Here is an 18756-nt window from a genome sequence, read left to right on the forward strand (position 1 = left end):
TGAAGACACATAGGCGTATGACAGCAACCAAGGTTTACATGTTTTCGCCGGACTCAATACAAGACACTTGAATGTGTTTGTTGTATTTACTTGCGTAAATACGATTTGAGAACTTGTTCATTTTTCAATGAACGATTCAATCTATTCGATTGAATTTACTAGTCAGCTTTCCAGTTTGTTAAAGAGCATGTGAAGCTTGTTAGCTTGCACTTTCTAAAGATTCTTAAGGAAAAACCTTTAGAGAGTGGTGGGCGATACCGGGCTCGAACCAGTGACCCCCTCCTTGTAAGGGAGGTGCTCTCCCAACTGAGCTAATCGCCCACAATAGTTTTACATCTTCGTGGCAGAAGATGGTGGAGCTAAGCAGGATCGAACTGCTGACCTCCTGCGTGCAAAGCAGGCGCTCTCCCAGCTGAGCTATAGCCCCATTTTTATTACATCTTCTTGGGAGAAGATGGTGGGTCGTGCAGGATTCGAACCTGCGACCAATTGATTAAAAGTCAACTGCTCTACCAACTGAGCTAACGACCCATCTTGTCACTTCAAAAGAGAAGTGGCGTCCCATAGGGGAGTCGAACCCCTGTTACCGCCGTGAAAGGGCGGTGTCCTAGGCCTCTAGACGAATGGGACACTGAGTTTGTCTGCAAAACATGTTTTGCAAACTTTGTGTTAGCGAGTGACGAACCTGTGAGGAACGACATCATCTCACTTTTTACTAGTGTGTTGGGCACACTAATAGGGATAGTGCAAAACACTACCCGACACTCTTCACATTACGACCAAGCAATCTGTGTGGACACTGCATTTAACAGCAGTCTTATCGTTAAGGAGGTGATCCAGCCCCAGGTTCCCCTAGGGCTACCTTGTTACGACTTCACCCCAGTCATGAACCACACCGTGGTAAACGCCCTCCCGAAGGTTAAGCTATCTACTTCTGGTGCAGCCCACTCCCATGGTGTGACGGGCGGTGTGTACAAGGCCCGGGAACGTATTCACCGTAGCATTCTGATCTACGATTACTAGCGATTCCGACTTCATGGAGTCGAGTTGCAGACTCCAATCCGGACTACGACGCACTTTTTGGGATTCGCTCACTTTCGCAAGTTGGCCGCCCTCTGTATGCGCCATTGTAGCACGTGTGTAGCCCTACTCGTAAGGGCCATGATGACTTGACGTCGTCCCCACCTTCCTCCGGTTTATCACCGGCAGTCTCCCTGGAGTTCCCACCCGAAGTGCTGGCAAACAAGGATAAGGGTTGCGCTCGTTGCGGGACTTAACCCAACATTTCACAACACGAGCTGACGACAGCCATGCAGCACCTGTCTTACAGTTCCCGAAGGCACACTCGAATCTCTTCAAGCTTCTGTAGATGTCAAGAGTAGGTAAGGTTCTTCGCGTTGCATCGAATTAAACCACATGCTCCACCGCTTGTGCGGGCCCCCGTCAATTCATTTGAGTTTTAATCTTGCGACCGTACTCCCCAGGCGGTCTACTTAACGCGTTAGCTCCGAAAGCCAGAATTCAAGATTCCAACCTCCAAGTAGACATCGTTTACGGCGTGGACTACCAGGGTATCTAATCCTGTTTGCTCCCCACGCTTTCGCATCTGAGCGTCAGTCTTTGTCCAGGGGGCCGCCTTCGCCACCGGTATTCCTTCAGATCTCTACGCATTTCACCGCTACACCTGAAATTCTACCCCTCTACAAGACTCTAGCCTGCCAGTTTCAAATGCGGTTCCGAGGTTAAGCCCCGGGCTTTCACATCTGACTTAACAGACCGCCTGCATGCGCTTTACGCCCAGTAATTCCGATTAACGCTCGCACCCTCCGTATTACCGCGGCTGCTGGCACGGAGTTAGCCGGTGCTTCTTCTGCAGCTAACGTCAAATCTAGCAGGTATTAACTACTAAACCTTCCTCACTGCTGAAAGTACTTTTACAACCCGAAGGCCTTCTTCATACACGCGGCATGGCTGCATCAGGGTTCCCCCCATTGTGCAATATTCCCCACTGCTGCCTCCCGTAGGAGTCTGGACCGTGTCTCAGTTCCAGTGTGGCTGATCATCCTCTCAAACCAGCTAGGGATCGTCGCCTAGGTGAGCCGTTACCTCACCTACTAGCTAATCCCAACTGGGCCCATCCTAACGCGAGAAGCCCGAAGGTCCTCCTCTTTGCTCCGTAGAGATTATGCGGTATTAGCCATCGTTTCCAATGGTTATCCCCCTCGTTAGGGCAGGTTCCCAGCCATTACTCACCCGTCCGCCGCTCGACGCCCTTAACGTCACCCGAAGGGTCAGTTAAGTCGTTTCCGCTCGACTTGCATGTGTTAGGCCTGCCGCCAGCGTTCAATCTGAGCCATGATCAAACTCTTCAATTAAAGATTTTTGATTTGGACTCAATGAATACTGATATTCACTACCGAAGTAATGAACGAATTGACTGTGCTAAGACCGAAGTCTTAATTTGGTCACTAGTATCATTGATGCCATATTTGCTTTCACTTTTTAAAAGTGAAGACAAACAGTTTTGACTATCTATTCAACGAGTGCCCACACAGATTGCATGGTCATATTGTTAAAGAACGTTGTTGTCTTACTTGGTAACTCAGCGAAGAACGCTGTGTTTTTCGTGACAACGGAGGCGCATTATAGGGAGCTTAAAAATATCCGCAAGAGAAAAATGACAAAAAAAACCCAACTGCCGACATTTTAAGCTAAACACACATTAAGCCTCTGATTTTAGGTAGGCAGGTACATCTGCAACGCTATCAACCACCACACTCGCTAGCGCTTCGCCTTCCGCAGTAACAGGTTTACCTGACCGTACGAGAATGCGAGTAGGAATATCCGCCGCTTCAGCAGCCATCATGTCTTCCTTTTTATCGCCAATCATCACTGACTTCGCCATATCGATTTTCAAAAATGCTTGTGCGGATTTAAACATTCCCGGTTTCGGCTTGCGACAATCACAATCTACTTTGTAGTCTCCTTGCCCTTTTTCAGCATGGTGAGGGCAATAGTATATGCCATCAAATTCCACACCATTGTCAACGAAGTTCCAATCCATCCACTCGGTGAGGGTGAGGAATTCATCCTCTGTAAACATGCCTCGCGCAATACCTGATTGGTTAGTCACCAGCACCAATAAGTAGCCCATTGCTTTAAACTGCTTACAGGCTTCAAAGACCCCTTCGATGTATTCAAAATCATCCGTGGTATGTACATAACCGTGATCAACATTGATCACACCATCACGATCGATAAATACAGCCGCTTTTGCCACAGTATTGCCCTCATTAATTACAGTATACTCAAGCCACCTCAAGACGCTTTCCACCGAACGAGTTTTCTAGCACCGTCATCTTTTGTTACGGCTTTATGATTTAATCTGCAAGGCATTCATAGCGATGCTTTGCTGACAAACCTGAAAATTCTCGCTGAGCAAGCCCCATGCGGTGGCTAGAGTATATCAGTAAATTATCGTGCGTCCGACACGCGTATTCATCTTTACCCTTGCAGAATAACCCTGCATCTCTCGCGCGTTTAGACGTCTAGACGTAAATATTTCTGTTGACTTGGCCGTCTAGACGCCTTAGCATCATTTCCATCAATATAACCAGTGCAGCACAATTTTGTACTGGAAAAGCAAACAACAGCAGCATAAATCAGGACGTGGGATGATTGAAATCAGCCGAGTCAACAAGGTGTTCCAGCAGGGCAATAAGCAAATCCATGCCCTACGAGATGCCAATTTAACAATCTCGCAAGGCACCATCTTTGGTGTCATTGGTGCTTCAGGTGCGGGTAAAAGTACCCTTATCCGTTGTGTGAACCTTTTAGAGCGCCCATCTTCAGGCACCATTACCGTAGACGGCACTGAGCTTACTGCCCTTTCCAATCAAGAGTTAACGCAAGCTCGTCGTAAAATCGGTATGATTTTTCAACACTTTAATTTGCTGTCGTCTCGTACTGTGTTTGCTAACGTTGCACTTCCTTTAGAACTGGCCGGGAAAAGCAACGCTGAGATTACACGCAAAGTGACAGAGTTACTTGACCTCGTTGGCCTAAGCGATAAACACGAGTCATACCCAGCCAATCTCAGTGGCGGTCAAAAACAGCGTGTCGCGATTGCCCGTGCGCTAGCCTGTGACCCTAAAGTATTGCTTTGTGATGAAGCAACGAGTGCCCTTGACCCGGCGACAACGCAGTCGATTTTGGCGCTTCTCAAAAAGATTAACCAACAACTTGGCCTGACTATCCTGCTCATTACTCATGAAATGGATGTCGTCAAAAACATCTGTCATGAAGTCGCTATTATTGGTGACGGTGAGTTAGTTGAAAAAGGCCCTGTCGCAGACATTTTTGCGCATCCTAAAACAGACCTTGCTCGTCAGTTCATTCGTTCAACGTTAGATCTTTCTATCCCTGAAGACTATGAACGTCGTCTCACCAAAGAACGCGGAGATAACCGATACCCGCTAGTCCGTTTAGAGTTCACTGGCGCTTCTGTAGATGCACCTTTGCTAAGCCAAGTTGCGCGTGAATTTAATATTGATGCCAATATCCTTTGCTCAGACATTGATTACGCTGGCGGCATGAAATTTGGTCTGTTGCTTACCGAGCTCTGCGGCACGGAAGAAGCGACAGAGAAGGCGCTTGCCTTCATCCGAGACCACAAAGTACAAGTAGAGGTATTAGGTTATGTTGATTAATTCAGTCTCCGCGTGGTTTGCGGAAAATGACCGCTTGGTCAGCCTACTGATCGATGCAACGTGGCAAACCCTTATCATGGTTTTTGCTTCTGGCTTGATCGGATTCTTGATTGGCATCCCGCTTGGTGTTTCTCTTCATATCACCAAAGAGGGTGGCCTTCTATCGGCACCTAAAGTGAATAAAGTATTGGGCATTGCCGTCAATATTGGCCGTTCCATTCCTTTCATCATTCTCCTCGTCGCTATCATCCCCTTTACACGTTTCGTGACGGGAAGTTCGATTGGAACCGCAGCGGCAGTTGTACCGCTGACGGTTGCTGCTATCCCATTTATTGCGCGCTTAGTTGAAGGGGCACTCATGGAAGTCCCTTCAGGCCTTGTGGAAGCGGCCGAAGCAATGGGCGCAACCCCGAGTCAGATTATTTTAAAAGTGCTACTCCCTGAAGCACTGCCAGGCATTATTAATGCTGTGACCATTACACTGGTAACACTTGTAAGCTACTCGGCAATGGCGGGTACCGTCGGTGGTGGTGGCCTTGGCGATGTGGGTATCCGCTATGGCTACCAGCGTTTTGATGGCACTGTTATGGCTATTACCGTTGTACTTTTGGTTATCCTAGTACAAGTGATTCAATCCCTCGGCGACCGACTTGTGAACAAAGTCGATCACCGATAAGCAACAATTTGACACCCTAAACATTAAAGACAAACACAATGATGGCAGCACCGCCGGAGTGCGGTGCAGACAAAATTAAGGAGTAAATTATGGCGTTTAATTTGAAGTCTCTTTTAGCTGCAGCGGGTATCGCGTCTGCATTGGCGCTAACAGGTTGTGGTGACAAAGCACCAGAGCAAGCAGCAGAAGAAGTCAAAGTAACTAAAATCAAAGTCGGCGTAATGGCGGGGGCTGAAGAGCAAGTCGCTGAAATCGCAGCGCGCGTTGCAAAAGAGAAGCATGGCCTAGACGTGGAACTGATTACTTTCACTGACTACGTCACCCCAAACGCAGCACTTGATGAAGGCTCTATTGATGCGAACGCATTCCAACACAAGCCATACCTAGACAAGCAAATCGAAGATCGTGGTTACAAACTGGCTATCGCTGGTAACACCTTCGTCTACCCAATTGCAGGCTACTCTAGCAAAGTTGAAAGTGTAGAAGAGATTCAAGAAGGTGCTCAAATTGCGGTACCAAACGATCCTACTAACCTTGGTCGCTCTCTGATCCTACTCGAGCAGCAAGGCCTTCTTAAGCTTAAAGAAGGTGTTGGTCTACTTGCAACGGTACTTGATATCGTCGAAAACCCGAAAAACATCAAAATTGTCGAGCTAGAAGCCGCGCAACTACCACGCTCACTGCAAGATGTTGATCTCGCGATCATCAACACAACGTATGCAAGCAGCATCGACCTAACGCCAGAGCGCGATGGCGTGTTCGTTGAAGACAAAGAGTCTCCATACGTGAACCTTGTTGTTGCACGTGAAGACAACATCAACGACGAAGCAATCAAAACCTTCGTTGCCTCTTACCAAACCGATGAAGTTCATCAAGCAGCACTTGAAATCTTCAAAGGTGGTGTCGTTAAAGGTTGGTAATTTTAATGGGCGTACCCAAAGTACGCTCATTGCCTCATTTAGCACACCCACAAAAAAACCTCTGCTCAACAAGCAGAGGTTTTTTTATGCGCCAACATCAGATAAAAAACCTTAACGCTTCTTCTTTACTTTGCCTTGAACGGCTTTGAAGCGTGGGTTTGACTTACAAATCACATAGATGCGGCCTCGACGTTTAACGACCTGGCAATCTCTATGACGATTCTTTGCGCTTTTCAGTGAGCTTAGTACCTGCATCTTACTTCTCCTTAGACTTCCTAATTCCAAACAGCGAGCGTAAATAGCGGTGTGTTACTTCTCTTTCTTACTAGAGAAACTACCGAAGCGGCGGCTAAAGGTAGCCAAGCGGCCTTCGGCTTTCGCAACGCGCTGCTTACCGGTATAGAAAGGATGCGATTCTGAAGATACATCCAAAGTGAAGTAAGGGTACTCTTTACCATCTTCCCACTTAATCGTACGTTCTGTTTTCAGCGTTGAGCCGATCAAGAAGTACTTATCAACGGCAGTGTCATGAAAGACCACTGTGCGATATTCAGGATGAATACCTTGTTTCATAGCTGCATTCCTTTATTGTTACAATATAACGTAGCGAACGATAATGATTATCACTTAATATGTCCAGCTTTTTCTGTGCTAGGCTATCGATTCTTTTCATCAATGACCGAACACCATGCCGTTTTCCATCGAACCCGTAGGTATCATTCGCTCTCCTTACAAAGAGAAATTTGCCGTACCACGTCAACCTAACCTTGTACCCAGTGCCACTGCAGAACTACACCTCTGTGGCGAAGCGAATGTCCCCGAAGCCGTTAGAGGCATCGAACAATTCAGCCACCTGTGGTTGCTCTTTATGTTTGACCAAAACTTGGCAGCCGGATGGCGCCCTACTGTCAGGCCACCTCGACTAGGTGGCAATGAGCGTATTGGCGTCTTTGCAAGTCGAGCCACTTTTCGTCCAAATGGGATAGGCATGTCAGCAGTGACACTTAAAGGTGTGCGTATTCAAGGCAGTCAGGTCATTCTTGAATTAGGTGGTGTCGACCTCGTTGACGGTACACCGATCATGGATATCAAACCTTATATCCCTTACTCCGACAGCCACCCCGAAGCCATTGGCGGATTTGCCAATGAGGAACCCGCAACTCTTGATGTAATGATTAACGAGCAGGTAGCTCAACACCTCACTCCTCATCAACAGCAAGTCATTAAAGAAGTGCTCTCACAAGATCCGCGGCCTGCTTATAAGAAAAGTAAACCTGATGAGAAGGAATATGCTGTCCACCTCTTTCGCTTTAACGTGAAATTTAAAGTAAATGCACAAAAGGTCATCGTCACAGCCGTGGAAGCCGTTTGCCAATCCACAAATGACTGATACACTAGCGAGTCATATTTTTTAACCTCAACCAACGGATACCATCAATGCGTACCAGTAAATACCTTCTGTCTACTCTGAAGGAAACACCAAACGACGCAGAAGTTATCAGCCACCAGCTGATGCTACGTGCCGGCATGATCCGCAAGCTTGCTTCAGGTCTCTACACCTGGCTGCCGACCGGTCTGCGCGTCCTGCGTAAAGTCGAAAACATCGTTCGTGAAGAGATCAACAATGCAGGTGCTGTTGAGACTTTGATGCCCGTTGTTCAGCCTTTCGAGCTTTGGGAAGAAACTGGCCGCTCTGAAAAAATGGGCGCGGAGTTGCTTCGACTGACTGACCGCCATGAGCGTCCGTTTGTATTAAGTCCGACAGCAGAAGAAGTGATCACCAGCTTGGTCCGTAACGAGGTAAGCTCTTACAAACAGCTGCCACTTAACCTTTACCAAATTCAAACGAAGTTCCGTGACGAACGTCGTCCACGCTTCGGTGTTATGCGTGCACGCGAATTCTGCATGATGGACGCTTACAGTTTCGACCTCGACAAAGATGGCCTGCAACAGTCCTATGAAGCGATGCATGAAGCATACTGTAAAGCCTTTGACCGCATGGGGCTCGATTACCGCCCGGTTCTGGCTGACACCGGTGCTATTGGTGGCAGTGGCTCACACGAGTTCCACGTTCTCGCAGAAAGTGGCGAAGATTTAATTGCCTTCTCAACAGAATCTGATTACGCCGCAAACATTGAAAAAGCAGAAGCGCTTGCACCTACCGCTGAACGTGCAGCACCAAGCGAAGAGATGACGCTGGTTGATACACCAAATGCAAAAACCATTGCTGAACTGGTAGAGCAATTTGAGCTACCAATCGAAAAAACGGTGAAAACGCTATTCGTTAAAGCGTCTGATGAAGTAGATGCCGACCTTATTGCGTTGATCATCCGTGGTGATCACGAGCTAAACGAAGTAAAAGCGGAAAACCTGAAAGAAGTGGCTTCACCATTGGAGATGGCAACGGAAGAAGAGATCCGTGCATTGATTGGTGCGGGCCCTGGCTCTCTAGGTCCTGTCGGTCTTGAACTGCCATTCATCGTTGACCGTACCGTTGCGGTAATGAGTGACTTTGGCGCTGGTGCAAACATCGATGATAAACACTACTTCGGTATCAACTGGGGTCGTGATGTTGAACTCGGTCAGGTAGAAGATCTCCGCAACGTCGTTGAAGGTGATCCAAGCCCATGCGGCAACGGTACTATCATGCTTAAGCGTGGTATCGAAGTTGGTCACATTTTCCAGCTAGGTACAAACTACTCAGAGAAAATGAACTGTGGCGTACTAGGTGCTGACGGCAAAAACACCATTTTAGAAATGGGTTGTTACGGTATCGGTGTATCTCGCGTGGTGGCGTCTGCTATCGAGCAAAATCACGACGAAAACGGCATCATCTGGCCAGACGCATTAGCGCCTTTCCAAGTGGCTATCGTACCAATGAACATGCACAAGTCTGAAGCTGTGCGTGAAGCTGCAGAAGCGCTCTACGCGAACCTGACAGCTGCAGGTATTGAAGTCCTGTTTGATGATCGTAAAGAGCGCCCTGGCGTCATGTTTGCAGACATGGAGCTTGTTGGTGTGCCCCACACCGTTGTCATCGGTGACCGTAGCTTGAAAAATGGCGAAGTCGAATACAAAGACCGCCGTACGGGTGAGAAAGAGCCGGTTGCTGCTGATGCAATCGCAGACTTCATCAAGGCAAAACTCGTTTAATCGCGATATAGTTACCTTTCAGTACATCTAAGCCCGCTTAATTTAGCGGGCTTTTTTTGTTTCTAGGTCATTGACTCTAACAAAACGAACATTGTCTGAGTTTTGACACAGTATCACTCAGAAGCAAGTGAAGATCTTCAACTATACTCTTTGCACATCGCGCATAAGGGAAGGTTGTTCGTGCTCACGATAAAGCTGATGAATCTGGTGCTCACTCTCACTGGGCTTATTCTAGTTGCAAGTTCTATAGCCCCCGCGTTTCGCATAAAACGCCAAGATCCAGACGGTAGTTGGACACTGTTAGTCTACATGATGGTCTTCTTTATCATCGGTTATAGTGGTCACGCCACTTTACTGATGATAGAACCATCAACAGGTCTGAGTGATACCTTATTGAGTGCTATTCTGTCTTTAGGCGGGTTGTTTGTCTTTTCGACCATTCGTCTTTCTTCTCAAAGTATCAAGCGCCTCGACAACGAACGTGAACTCGCGCGATTTGATGCGGAACACGACACACTGACGAAACTGCCTAATCGTCACCATTTGATGCAAAAACTCGAACAAGTCATCGCATTGTCGGAACATACCGGACGCTGTTTTTCTGTTTTGCTGCTTGATTTCAATGACTTTAAACGCATCAATGACTCTTTAACCCATCAGGTGGGCGACAAGCTACTTCAAGCCTTTGCCGAGCGCCTAAAAAACTACAGTGCAGAATTTTATGCAGCCCGCCTAGGTGGCGATGAGTTTGCAATGTTAATAGAAACCGACGATAAAGACGCCATTGGCACGCACTGTATCGCCTTGAGCGAACTGTTAACAAAACCGGTCTCCGTCGCCAATCAACACATTTCACTGTCGGCCAGCATCGGTGTCTCTCGTTACCCCATTGATGGTCGCAATATGGAGCAACTAGTACGCTGCGCCGACATCGCAATGTACTCATCCAAACGCCTAAAACGCCACTATGTTTTTTATAGCCCTGCGATGAATGACCACCAGCAGCAGAGTTTTGATATCAACGCCAAGCTCACGACTGCGGTAGAAAACGATCAGTTTGAGATTCACTACCACCCGCTCTTCCACAGTCATAATCATCAACTCGCAGGTGTCGAGGCGTTAATTCGCTGGCGGCTCCCATCAGGGCGCTTACTACCAGCCAACGACGTTATTCCCTTTGCCGAGCAAACCGCCCTAATGCGTACCATCACCCGCTGGGTGATTGCCAGAGCACTCTCTGAGTACTGTAACTGGCTAAAAATGGGCTATAGCTTCAACTTACAAATCAATGTGTCAGTGCGCGATCTTGAAGACGAGGACTTCCTTAACTTCATCCGTGAAGTGTTGCAAGCACATCCGATCCCCCCGCAATACTTAGTGTTAGAAATCACTGAAAACGCCATCATTGAAAACTCAGCGACGTCTAAGAAAGTCATTGATGGCCTGCACCATATCGGGGTAAAACTCAGTATGGATGACTTCGGTACGGGATACTCCTCTTTATCTCTATTAACCTCCATCCCTTTCAGTCAGATAAAAATCGATCAAGGCTTTATTCGCAACAACTCCCATCAACATCAGGTGATTATTCAAGCGATTCAGTACATTGGGCAGCAGTTTAATGTCCCTGTCGTTGCGGAAGGGATTGAGGAGCAAGAGCACGCTGAGATGGTGACCGACTTTGGTTGCGACTTACTCCAAGGCTACTGGTTTACCAAACCCCTCTCATGCGACGACTTCAGTCATTGGCTAGAAGACAATTTCCCAATTCAACAATCTATCAACGGATAACCCCTCCCCTCGACATTGCATTTCGGTATACTCACTACATTCTCAGTAAACGGGCCTCACTCCCCCGTTTACTGATACCCCTCAGGCTCAATCTAGGAAGACCGCGATGCAAGCAGAGCTCAACGACATTCAACAATTTGTCGCTAAACACCCGCCATTTAATGCGCTAACTGAAGAGCAACAACAGGAAGTCGCATCACACATCGAGATCGCCTATTTTCGAGCCGGGAATATGATTCTCAACTTTGGAGACGAGATCCAAGACCTCTATTTGATTCGTAGTGGTGTGGTTGAAATTTATCGCCGTCGTGGCGAGCTCTACAATCGCTTAGATGAAGGGGATATCTTTGGCCAAATGGGCTTGTTGATGAACAACCAAGTGCGCCTGCCCGCAAAAGCGATAGAAGACACCCTGGTTTACTGTATTCCTAATACCTTGTTCAAATCACTGTACGAGCAAGAAGATAGTTTCGCAGATTTTGTTGAAATTGAAGATAGGGCTCGTTTGCGTCAGGCAGTTTCCTCTCAACAAGATGCCAATGACCTCACCACCTCAAAAGTCCGAACATTATTGACTCGGGAACCCGTGATCATTGAGAACCATACGGACATTCAGACCGCAGCAAAAATTATGGCGGAGGAGTCTGTTAGTTCACTGTTGATCAAAGATCCTGAGATTATCGAAGAAGACGAAAGTAACCTGGTTGGCATTCTTACCGAGCGTGATTTCTGTACGCGAGTATTAGCAGAAGGGGTCGATGTTGGTGCCCCGGTCAGTGATGTCATGACCACGGAGTTAGTGTCGCTGGATTACAACGCCTACGTTTATGAAGCCATGCTAACCATGCTGCGCTACAACGTTCACCATGTCCCTGTAATGCGTAATCGGCTCCCAATCGGTATCGTAGAGATGACCGATATCGTTCGCTATGAATCTCAAAACAGCCTACTTTTAGTCAGCTCCATCTTCCAACAACAAAGCACAGAAGAACTCATTACGCTTTCTGAACAAGTCAAAGACAGCTTCGTACGCCTAGTCAATGAAGATGCTAACTCACATATGGTGGGTAGCGCGATGGCTGTTATCGGCCGCAGTTTCAAACAGCGATTGATTGAGCTTGCCGAAGAATCACTGGGTAAACCACCGGTGCCTTATTGTTTTCTCGCCTTAGGCTCCATGGCTCGCGATGAACAGTTAATAGTGACAGACCAAGACAACGCCATCATTTTGGACGACAGCTATGAGGAAAGCCAACATGGTGAGTACTATGCGGCATTGGCTAAGTTTGTTTGCGACGGTCTAGCAGCCTGTGGCTACAAATATTGCACTGGCGATATTATGGCTTCAAACCCTGAATGGCGTAAGACGCGTACCGAGTGGGAAGCCTGCTTTGCGGATTGGATTGATAACCCTAAGCCTCAAGCCTTACTCAACAGCTCTATCTTCTTCGATTTAGATGGCATTTATGGTCGAACAAAATGGGCTGAACAACTCAATAGCTTTATTGTTCGCCGTGCGCGCCGAAACAACCGTTTCTTAGCTTGTCTCGCTCGCAACGCCATTAATCGCACACCGCCATTAGGGTTCTTCAAAGATTTCGTGATGGAAAAAGATGGCCGCCACAACAATTCCATCAACTTAAAACGTCGAGGGACAGCGCCGCTCGCGGACCTTATTCGCGTCCATGCGTTAGCCTGTGGTTCACGGGCACAAAACTCCTTCGAACGCCTCGACGATATTATCGATTCCGGTATCTTGCCAAAAGGCAGAGGACACGATTTACGCGATGCGCTCGAGTTTATCTCGATGGTGCGTATCCGCCATCAGGCCATTGATGTTGAGAGTCATATTGAGCCAGATAACAACATCGAACCTGAAAATATGTCTGATTTCGAGCGACGTAATCTCAAGGATGCTTTTCAAATTCTCAGCAATGCGCAGAACTTCCTTAAATTCCGCTACAGCGCGAATCGCAGAGGGTAAACCATGAAACCGCTGACCAAAACAGCCCTCGATTGGCAGAACATCTACCAAAACCAAGCGCAAAAGAGTAAAGATCTCGCCTTGCAGCGCTTTTATCGCCAAGGGGTTCAAGCGGCTAGCACGCCCTTATCTGAAGTCGAGTTTGTCGCACTGGATCTTGAAACCACTGGGCTTAACGCCAAAAAAGATGACATCATTAGTATTGGTCTCGTCCCATTCACACTACAGCGTATCTACTGCCGAGAGGCTCAACATTGGATTGTCAATCCACGAAAACCACTCAGTGAAGAGTCCGTGGTTATCCATGGCATTACTCACTCAGAGATAGACGAAGCCCCTGACTTACGCCGTTTACTCACACCACTACTCGATCACTTGACAGGAAAGATCATTGTCGTTCACTACCAACATATTGAACGCAGTTTTCTTGATGAAGCCCTAAAAGTACGCCTTGGCGAGGGCATCAAGTTTCCGGTAGTTGATACGATGGCCATTGAAAGCGCGGTACAGCGTCAACAGCATGGCGGATGGATTAACAGATTAATGGGGAAAAAACCGGGATCAGTGCGGTTAGGATCCTCTCGGGAGCGCTATGGATTACCCGTCTACCAACCTCACCATGCGCTGAGCGATGCCATCGCAACCGCAGAGTTGTTACAAGCACAAATCGCCCACCACTATACGCCCGAGACTCCCCTGTCTGCGCTTTGGGTATAGTATTGAAGGGATAAAAAAGGCCTTCCCACGGGGAAGGCCTCAATCATGATCGACTCAGCGCGAATTAATTGCGAGGCTCAGTCCGTAGCCCAAGCACCAAACTCACACACATCAAAAGCAGAATAAAGACGAAAGGTAGCGCCGTTGAAATCGCTCCCGCTTGCAGCGCTTCAATCGCTTCTTTACCACCAACCCATAGCATCGCGGCTGCAATTGCCCCTTCGACCGTTGCCCAGAAGACACGCTGAGGGACGGGTGCATCAATCTTACCACCTGCTGTAATGCTATCGATAACCAACGAACCTGAGTCCGACGAAGTGATGAAAAACACCATGACCAGCACAATCGCGACAAAAGACAAGACAGTGCCCATCGGCAGGGCATCAAACATCTGGAACATAGCAAGTGATACGTCTGTCAGACCATTTTCACCCAGTAAACCGACCTTGTTTTGTACTTGGTCGATCGCTTGACCACCAAACACTGACATCCAGATCACAGTGAACAAGGTCGGTGCAATCAACACACCCGCCATAAACTCACGGATTGTGCGGCCTTTTGAAACACGAGCAATGAACATCCCGACAAACGGTGACCACGAAATAAACCACGCCCAGTAGAAGATAGTCCAACCATGGAACCAAGCTTCATCTTCACGACCATGTGGGTTACTCAATGGAATAATGTTCTCGATGTAACCACCGATCAAGGTCGGAATCGTCCCCATAGAAACCGCAAGGCCGACCAGTGCAACAAAAATAACCAACACAATCGCAACGACCATGTTGATATTACTGAGGAACTTAACCCCTGCATCAATACCACGAACCACAGAGTAGATAGCTAATAGCGTTACAAAGCTGATCACTGCGACCTGCACGCCGAGTGAGCTTTCGATACCAAACACATACTCGATACCACTGGCGGCTTGCTGCGCGCCAAGTCCAAGCGAGGTCGCTAAACCAAATAGCGTCGCCAATACGGCAAGAATATCGACAACATGCCCCGGCCAACCCCATGCACGATCACCAAGGATAGGATAGAAGATAGAACGAATAGAGAGAGGTAGCCCTTTATTGAAGGCAAAGAATGCCAACGCCAGACCAACAACCCCATAGATAGCCCAAGGATGTAGTCCCCAGTGATACATGACTGCACCCAGAGCGAGTTTTTTCGCGGCTTCCGTATTGGCTTCAACGCCCAACGGCGTTTCATACCAGCCCGTAAAATAAGCAACAGGTTCAGCGACACCCCAGAACATTAGGCCAATACCCATGCCCGCGGCAAAGAGCATCGCAAGCCAAGAAATGCGCGAGTACTCCGCTTCCGCGTCCTGTCCGCCGATACGAATTTTACCCCAAGGCGAAACAGCTAGACCGATACAAAAGAGAACAAAAAGGTTCGTGGCCCATAAGAAGAGGGAATCAAACTTAGCAATAATGGTCCACTTTAGTCCATCTAATGCGGCCTTAGCAGACGCTGCGTCGCTCAACATTACCGCAAGTAGAAACAGTACGATTAATCCCGCACTGATACCAAAAACAGGGTTATGGACGTCAAACCCCCATTTCTGGACATTATCCTGCCCTACCGTGTAGTCAGTACTATCAATACTGTACTTATCGTGTTTACTCATTATTTATCCTGAATATCCGCCCAGCACATTTGTTTCGTACTATAAGCTTTTTACGAATGAGCGCCGATCAAAACATTGAACACTACTCAATGTCAACCTTATCAAATAAGGGTTCTCAGAGGAGATTCCGCATGAAAGATTTAGACTCAAAAATTTAACCTCTAACGACCATCTTCACCAAAGTCGTCACAATACCTATGCATGCAATGTCGGTTGACGCTTGATCATCATCGAGGGCATTTCAAAAAACGTGTGGGATACCCAAGCGGGTTAACGCCACTGAGGAGAAAAAGTGCGAGGCGTAAACAAAAACGCTCACGTCAACAGCAGACATGAGCGTATGACAGTTTGTTAGTCAATATCGGCCTTTAAGAGATGTAGATATCCATCTAAATCGGCAATCACAAGCTTGTTTTCTCCGACTGTCGCAGGTGTCGCATAAACGCCACCATGCAACCACTTTGCAGAAGCTGCAGGTTGGTATTGCCAGAGGTGTTGTCCGCTCTCTGGATCTACCGCATAGAAGCCACGCTTTACTGGCGTCCAGTATTCTTGAGCGCCGACGCTACCGATGTAAATAGCGTCTTCAGTGACCAGTGGTGTCGACCATGACCAGCCTTGCGTGTCAGCTTGCCAGACAATGTCACCCGATAGGGCCTCAAGCTTCATCAACAACTTGGCGTCAGAAGACCCAATATAGAAGTAGCCTGCCTCTTCCGCTTCTACCGCGGTTGACTCAATCCAAGACTGTCCCGGCAAAGGCTGGCGCCAAACCAGTTTGCCTGTTTGCGCATCAATATTGTAGAGATGTGCATCGCGGGAACCGACAACAAGCATCTCCCCAATAAGCGCCGGATCAGACGAAATCGTCGCACCTGTCTTGTATGTCCAAGCGAGTTGACCCGTTGCTTTCTCTAACGCGTAGATGCTGCCATCCCAACTGGTGATATAGACATGTTGTTGGTTTACCGCTGCGGTTGAGCGAATCATACCCTCGGTTTTAAAGCGCCAACGCAAGCTACCCGTTGTCTTATGAATGGCATACAAGTGGCCATCTGCACTTCCTACATAGATAAACTGGCCATCAACGACAGGTGACGACTTAGTAAAATCAAACGCCCATGGCGCATAGTTTGCTGGCAAGATGCGCTCTACATCACCGTCGGCAAGATTAAACTTCCAACGTAGTACACCACTCCAACGATTCAACGCGTACAGATAGCCATCGTCACTGCTAAAATAGATAAGATGTTGTGAGATTGCCGCGTCAGACCGAATTTTTCCCCCAGTCTCGAAAGTCCATCTCGCTCCTTGCCCCTCTAAATCAACCGCATAAAAAATACCGTTATCTGCACCAATATAAGCAATATTGTCTTTTACAATGGGCGATGCCCACAACTCACTGCCGATTTGATAGCTCGACAAATAGCGATCGGTATCCATCGCCGCCGATAACGTAGTCGAGCAACAGAGCAATACTATTGCCCATACTTGCGGATATAACATCGCCTTTAACGCATTCATTTTTCAGTTCCTTTTTAAACAATGTGCGTTCTAAACATTAATCACACCATCTATTAAGATCCTGAATTTTATATAAATATAATCTAAAGGTTTTCTTAAGATAAGCTTAAGACCCCTTCAACCCCAATTGCTCTAGCATGGCTTTAAACGCTGGTTCACCGTGAAGCGGTAAGTATTTAGGATCACTGCCAAGCCACAATAATCGATAATCATCTTCTTGCATTGCTTGCGTTAAATACGTCAATGCCAATGCATTGTCGCCAGCGCCTATCGCATACCGGGCGAGGGACAAGGGCGGGTGATATTGCCCAATATCGAGCTGTCGAGGGTCGTCTAGCAACCATTGGTAGACGCCTGCCAGCCCTTGTTGCTCAAATCGATGCTGAACCTCATCCAGTGACTTAGATTGATAGCCTGCATCAGCCATCACGCGTTTTAGCGATTGAAACGACAAATCATGATTCCCCAACAGCTCATGCACGGCTTGTTTGGAAACATGGTAGTAAAAGTGCTCGTTGGCATAGGGCGCAAGCTTTTCAATTTCTTCTAAGGCTTTTTGATAATCGCCCCCCATGGTATAGACCCAAGCAACACTTTCTTTGGAGTAACCTTGCGGATACGCATTGATATAATCCTGAAGTTGCGACCGCGCCTCTTCGTACTCACCCATGGCTAATAAAAACTGGCTATAAAAAAAGTGTCCTTCCACATTGGGCAAGCTCATTTCGTAATGGTGGCGAGCCTTATCAAAGTGCCGAAATAAGACGAACTCAACATTTGCCATTCGTGCATGAGCGAGGCGATGATCTGGGGATAACTCAAGCACCCTCTCCAGCAAACGCGCAATAGCCGCTCTTTTGGCTTTTACCCTCGGGTAGTCGTCGAACATCCTCGCTGTTTTTGCTGCTGCCAGCGATAAATATGCTTCATCAAAATCGGGATGTTGAGAGATCACTTCTTTGAGTAGCATTTCTGCTTCTCGATAATGCGAGGCTGGTTGAGAGAGCAAATACCGAGCCTGATTAAATAGCTCAACAGATTCAGGCGGTAGTGCCTCAATCGACACAGCTTGTGAAGCATTAGAAGCGCCACTTCTGTCGTCTTCTGCGCTCTGTTCTAATGATCTCCATCCCCTATATCCCATCGCAAAGATAATCAGCATCAGCACAACATAGACATAACGCCGTGATCCCAGACTCTGTTGCGCCGTCCTAGACGACTTCACCTCTGTATCGCGCGTCTTCTCTTCAGAATGAGCGGCTTGATCAGCTTGCAGTGATGCCTCTCCAACCCATTGATACCCTCTTCCTGACATTGTGCGGATAAAACGTGGGCTTCGCGCACTATCGCCTAACGCTTGACGCAACCCAGCGACGGCCACATAAATCACTTCATCTCCGACAACGCGCTGCGACCAAACCTGCGCTAAGATCTCCTCCTTTGAAATAACTCGTCCTGGATGAGTGATGAAAAGGTGAAGTAACGCCGCTTGCTTAGGTTCAAGATCAATGGCTTCTTCCCCATTGCTCAACTGTAGCGTTTCCGCATTGAACTCCAACGCCTCACCTAGCATCCACGGCATCACGGCTTCCTCCATCTATTGATTCTTTTCATCTACGCTAGCTCAATGTAACCAACCACGTATC

The 18756-nt window shown here is 47.7% G+C and carries 14 protein-coding genes, 4 tRNA genes and 1 rRNA gene; 8 read left to right on the forward strand and 11 right to left on the reverse strand.

Going from position 1 to position 18756, the window contains the following annotated elements; genetic code table 11:
- Positions 1 to 245 precede the first annotated feature (245 nt).
- The 6 genes from TSUB_RS12695 to gmhB form a co-directional block, all read right to left on the reverse strand.
- Positions 246 to 321, reverse strand: a tRNA-Val gene (locus TSUB_RS12695).
- Between the two features lie 30 nt (positions 322 to 351).
- A tRNA-Ala gene (locus tag TSUB_RS12700) sits at positions 352 to 427 on the reverse strand.
- 28 nt (positions 428 to 455) lie between these two features.
- Positions 456 to 531, reverse strand: a tRNA-Lys gene (locus tag TSUB_RS12705).
- A gap of 23 nt (positions 532 to 554) precedes the next feature.
- Positions 555 to 630 (reverse strand) — tRNA-Glu (locus TSUB_RS12710).
- 194 nt (positions 631 to 824) lie between these two features.
- Positions 825 to 2375: ribosomal RNA gene (locus TSUB_RS12715) — 16S ribosomal RNA — on the reverse strand.
- A gap of 347 nt (positions 2376 to 2722) precedes the next feature.
- Positions 2723 to 3280, reverse strand: coding sequence for a D-glycero-beta-D-manno-heptose 1,7-bisphosphate 7-phosphatase (gmhB, locus tag TSUB_RS12720; RefSeq protein ID WP_087019183.1), 558 nt, complete (start codon positions 3278 to 3280; stop codon positions 2723 to 2725).
- Positions 3281 to 3674: 394 nt separating this feature from the next.
- Here gmhB and metN point away from each other — a divergent pair, with 394 nt between their 5' ends.
- The 3 genes from metN (at position 3675) to TSUB_RS12735 (ending at position 6305) form a co-directional block, all read left to right on the forward strand.
- On the forward strand, positions 3675 to 4709 hold the full coding sequence (gene metN / locus TSUB_RS12725) for a methionine ABC transporter ATP-binding protein MetN (protein ID WP_087019185.1): 1035 nt from the start codon (positions 3675 to 3677) through the stop codon (positions 4707 to 4709).
- A complete protein-coding gene (locus TSUB_RS12730; RefSeq protein WP_087019187.1) occupies positions 4699 to 5385 on the forward strand; it encodes a methionine ABC transporter permease in 687 nt (228 codons plus the stop codon). The genes metN and TSUB_RS12730 overlap by 11 nt, the downstream gene beginning before the upstream one ends.
- An 89-nt stretch (positions 5386 to 5474) precedes the next feature.
- Positions 5475 to 6305: a MetQ/NlpA family lipoprotein gene (locus TSUB_RS12735; RefSeq protein WP_087019189.1), complete on the forward strand. Its 831-nt coding sequence runs from the start codon at positions 5475 to 5477 to the stop codon at positions 6303 to 6305.
- Positions 6306 to 6416: 111 nt separating this feature from the next.
- On the opposite strand, the gene ykgO is transcribed toward TSUB_RS12735, so the two are convergent.
- Together ykgO and TSUB_RS12745 are read right to left on the reverse strand one after the other, a co-directional pair.
- Positions 6417 to 6560 (reverse strand): type B 50S ribosomal protein L36, encoded by a 144-nt coding sequence (gene ykgO, locus TSUB_RS12740; RefSeq protein WP_087019191.1) that lies wholly within the window; start codon positions 6558 to 6560, stop codon positions 6417 to 6419.
- A 54-nt stretch (positions 6561 to 6614) separates the two neighbouring features.
- A complete protein-coding gene (locus TSUB_RS12745) occupies positions 6615 to 6878 on the reverse strand; it encodes a type B 50S ribosomal protein L31 (RefSeq protein WP_087019194.1) in 264 nt (87 codons plus the stop codon).
- A 115-nt stretch (positions 6879 to 6993) separates the two neighbouring features.
- Here TSUB_RS12745 and tsaA point away from each other — a divergent pair, with 115 nt between their 5' ends.
- From tsaA to TSUB_RS12770, 5 genes are all read left to right on the forward strand, one after another.
- Positions 6994 to 7695, forward strand: coding sequence for a tRNA (N6-threonylcarbamoyladenosine(37)-N6)-methyltransferase TrmO (gene tsaA / locus TSUB_RS12750; protein WP_087019197.1), 702 nt, complete (start codon positions 6994 to 6996; stop codon positions 7693 to 7695).
- A 47-nt stretch (positions 7696 to 7742) separates the two neighbouring features.
- Positions 7743 to 9458, forward strand: coding sequence for a proline--tRNA ligase (locus TSUB_RS12755; protein WP_087019200.1), 1716 nt, complete (start codon positions 7743 to 7745; stop codon positions 9456 to 9458).
- 180 nt (positions 9459 to 9638) lie between these two features.
- Positions 9639 to 11249 (forward strand): putative bifunctional diguanylate cyclase/phosphodiesterase, encoded by a 1611-nt coding sequence (locus TSUB_RS12760; RefSeq protein ID WP_087019203.1) that lies wholly within the window; start codon positions 9639 to 9641, stop codon positions 11247 to 11249.
- 106 nt (positions 11250 to 11355) lie between these two features.
- Complete coding sequence (locus TSUB_RS12765; protein WP_087019206.1) at positions 11356 to 13233, forward strand: DUF294 nucleotidyltransferase-like domain-containing protein; 1878 nt, start codon at positions 11356 to 11358, stop codon at positions 13231 to 13233.
- A gap of 3 nt (positions 13234 to 13236) precedes the next feature.
- Positions 13237 to 13950 carry a 3'-5' exonuclease gene (locus TSUB_RS12770; protein WP_087019209.1) on the forward strand — a complete coding sequence of 238 codons (714 nt, stop codon included), beginning with the start codon at positions 13237 to 13239 and terminating at the stop codon, positions 13948 to 13950.
- Between the two features lie 64 nt (positions 13951 to 14014).
- Here TSUB_RS12770 and TSUB_RS12775 read toward each other — a convergent pair whose 3' ends face one another.
- From TSUB_RS12775 to TSUB_RS12785, 3 genes are all read right to left on the reverse strand, one after another.
- Entirely contained in the window at positions 14015 to 15586 is a 1572-nt protein-coding gene (locus TSUB_RS12775) for a BCCT family transporter (RefSeq protein ID WP_087019213.1), read from the reverse strand.
- Between the two features lie 351 nt (positions 15587 to 15937).
- Positions 15938 to 17110, reverse strand: coding sequence for an outer membrane protein assembly factor BamB family protein (locus tag TSUB_RS12780; RefSeq protein ID WP_087019216.1), 1173 nt, complete (start codon positions 17108 to 17110; stop codon positions 15938 to 15940).
- A gap of 106 nt (positions 17111 to 17216) precedes the next feature.
- Positions 17217 to 18692 (reverse strand): winged helix-turn-helix domain-containing protein, encoded by a 1476-nt coding sequence (locus TSUB_RS12785; protein WP_159064948.1) that lies wholly within the window; start codon positions 18690 to 18692, stop codon positions 17217 to 17219.
- Between the last annotated feature and the right edge of the window lie 64 nt (positions 18693 to 18756).

It is taken from the genome of Thaumasiovibrio subtropicus (assembly GCF_019703835.1).
GTDB classification, from domain to species: domain Bacteria; phylum Pseudomonadota; class Gammaproteobacteria; order Enterobacterales; family Vibrionaceae; genus Thaumasiovibrio; species Thaumasiovibrio subtropicus.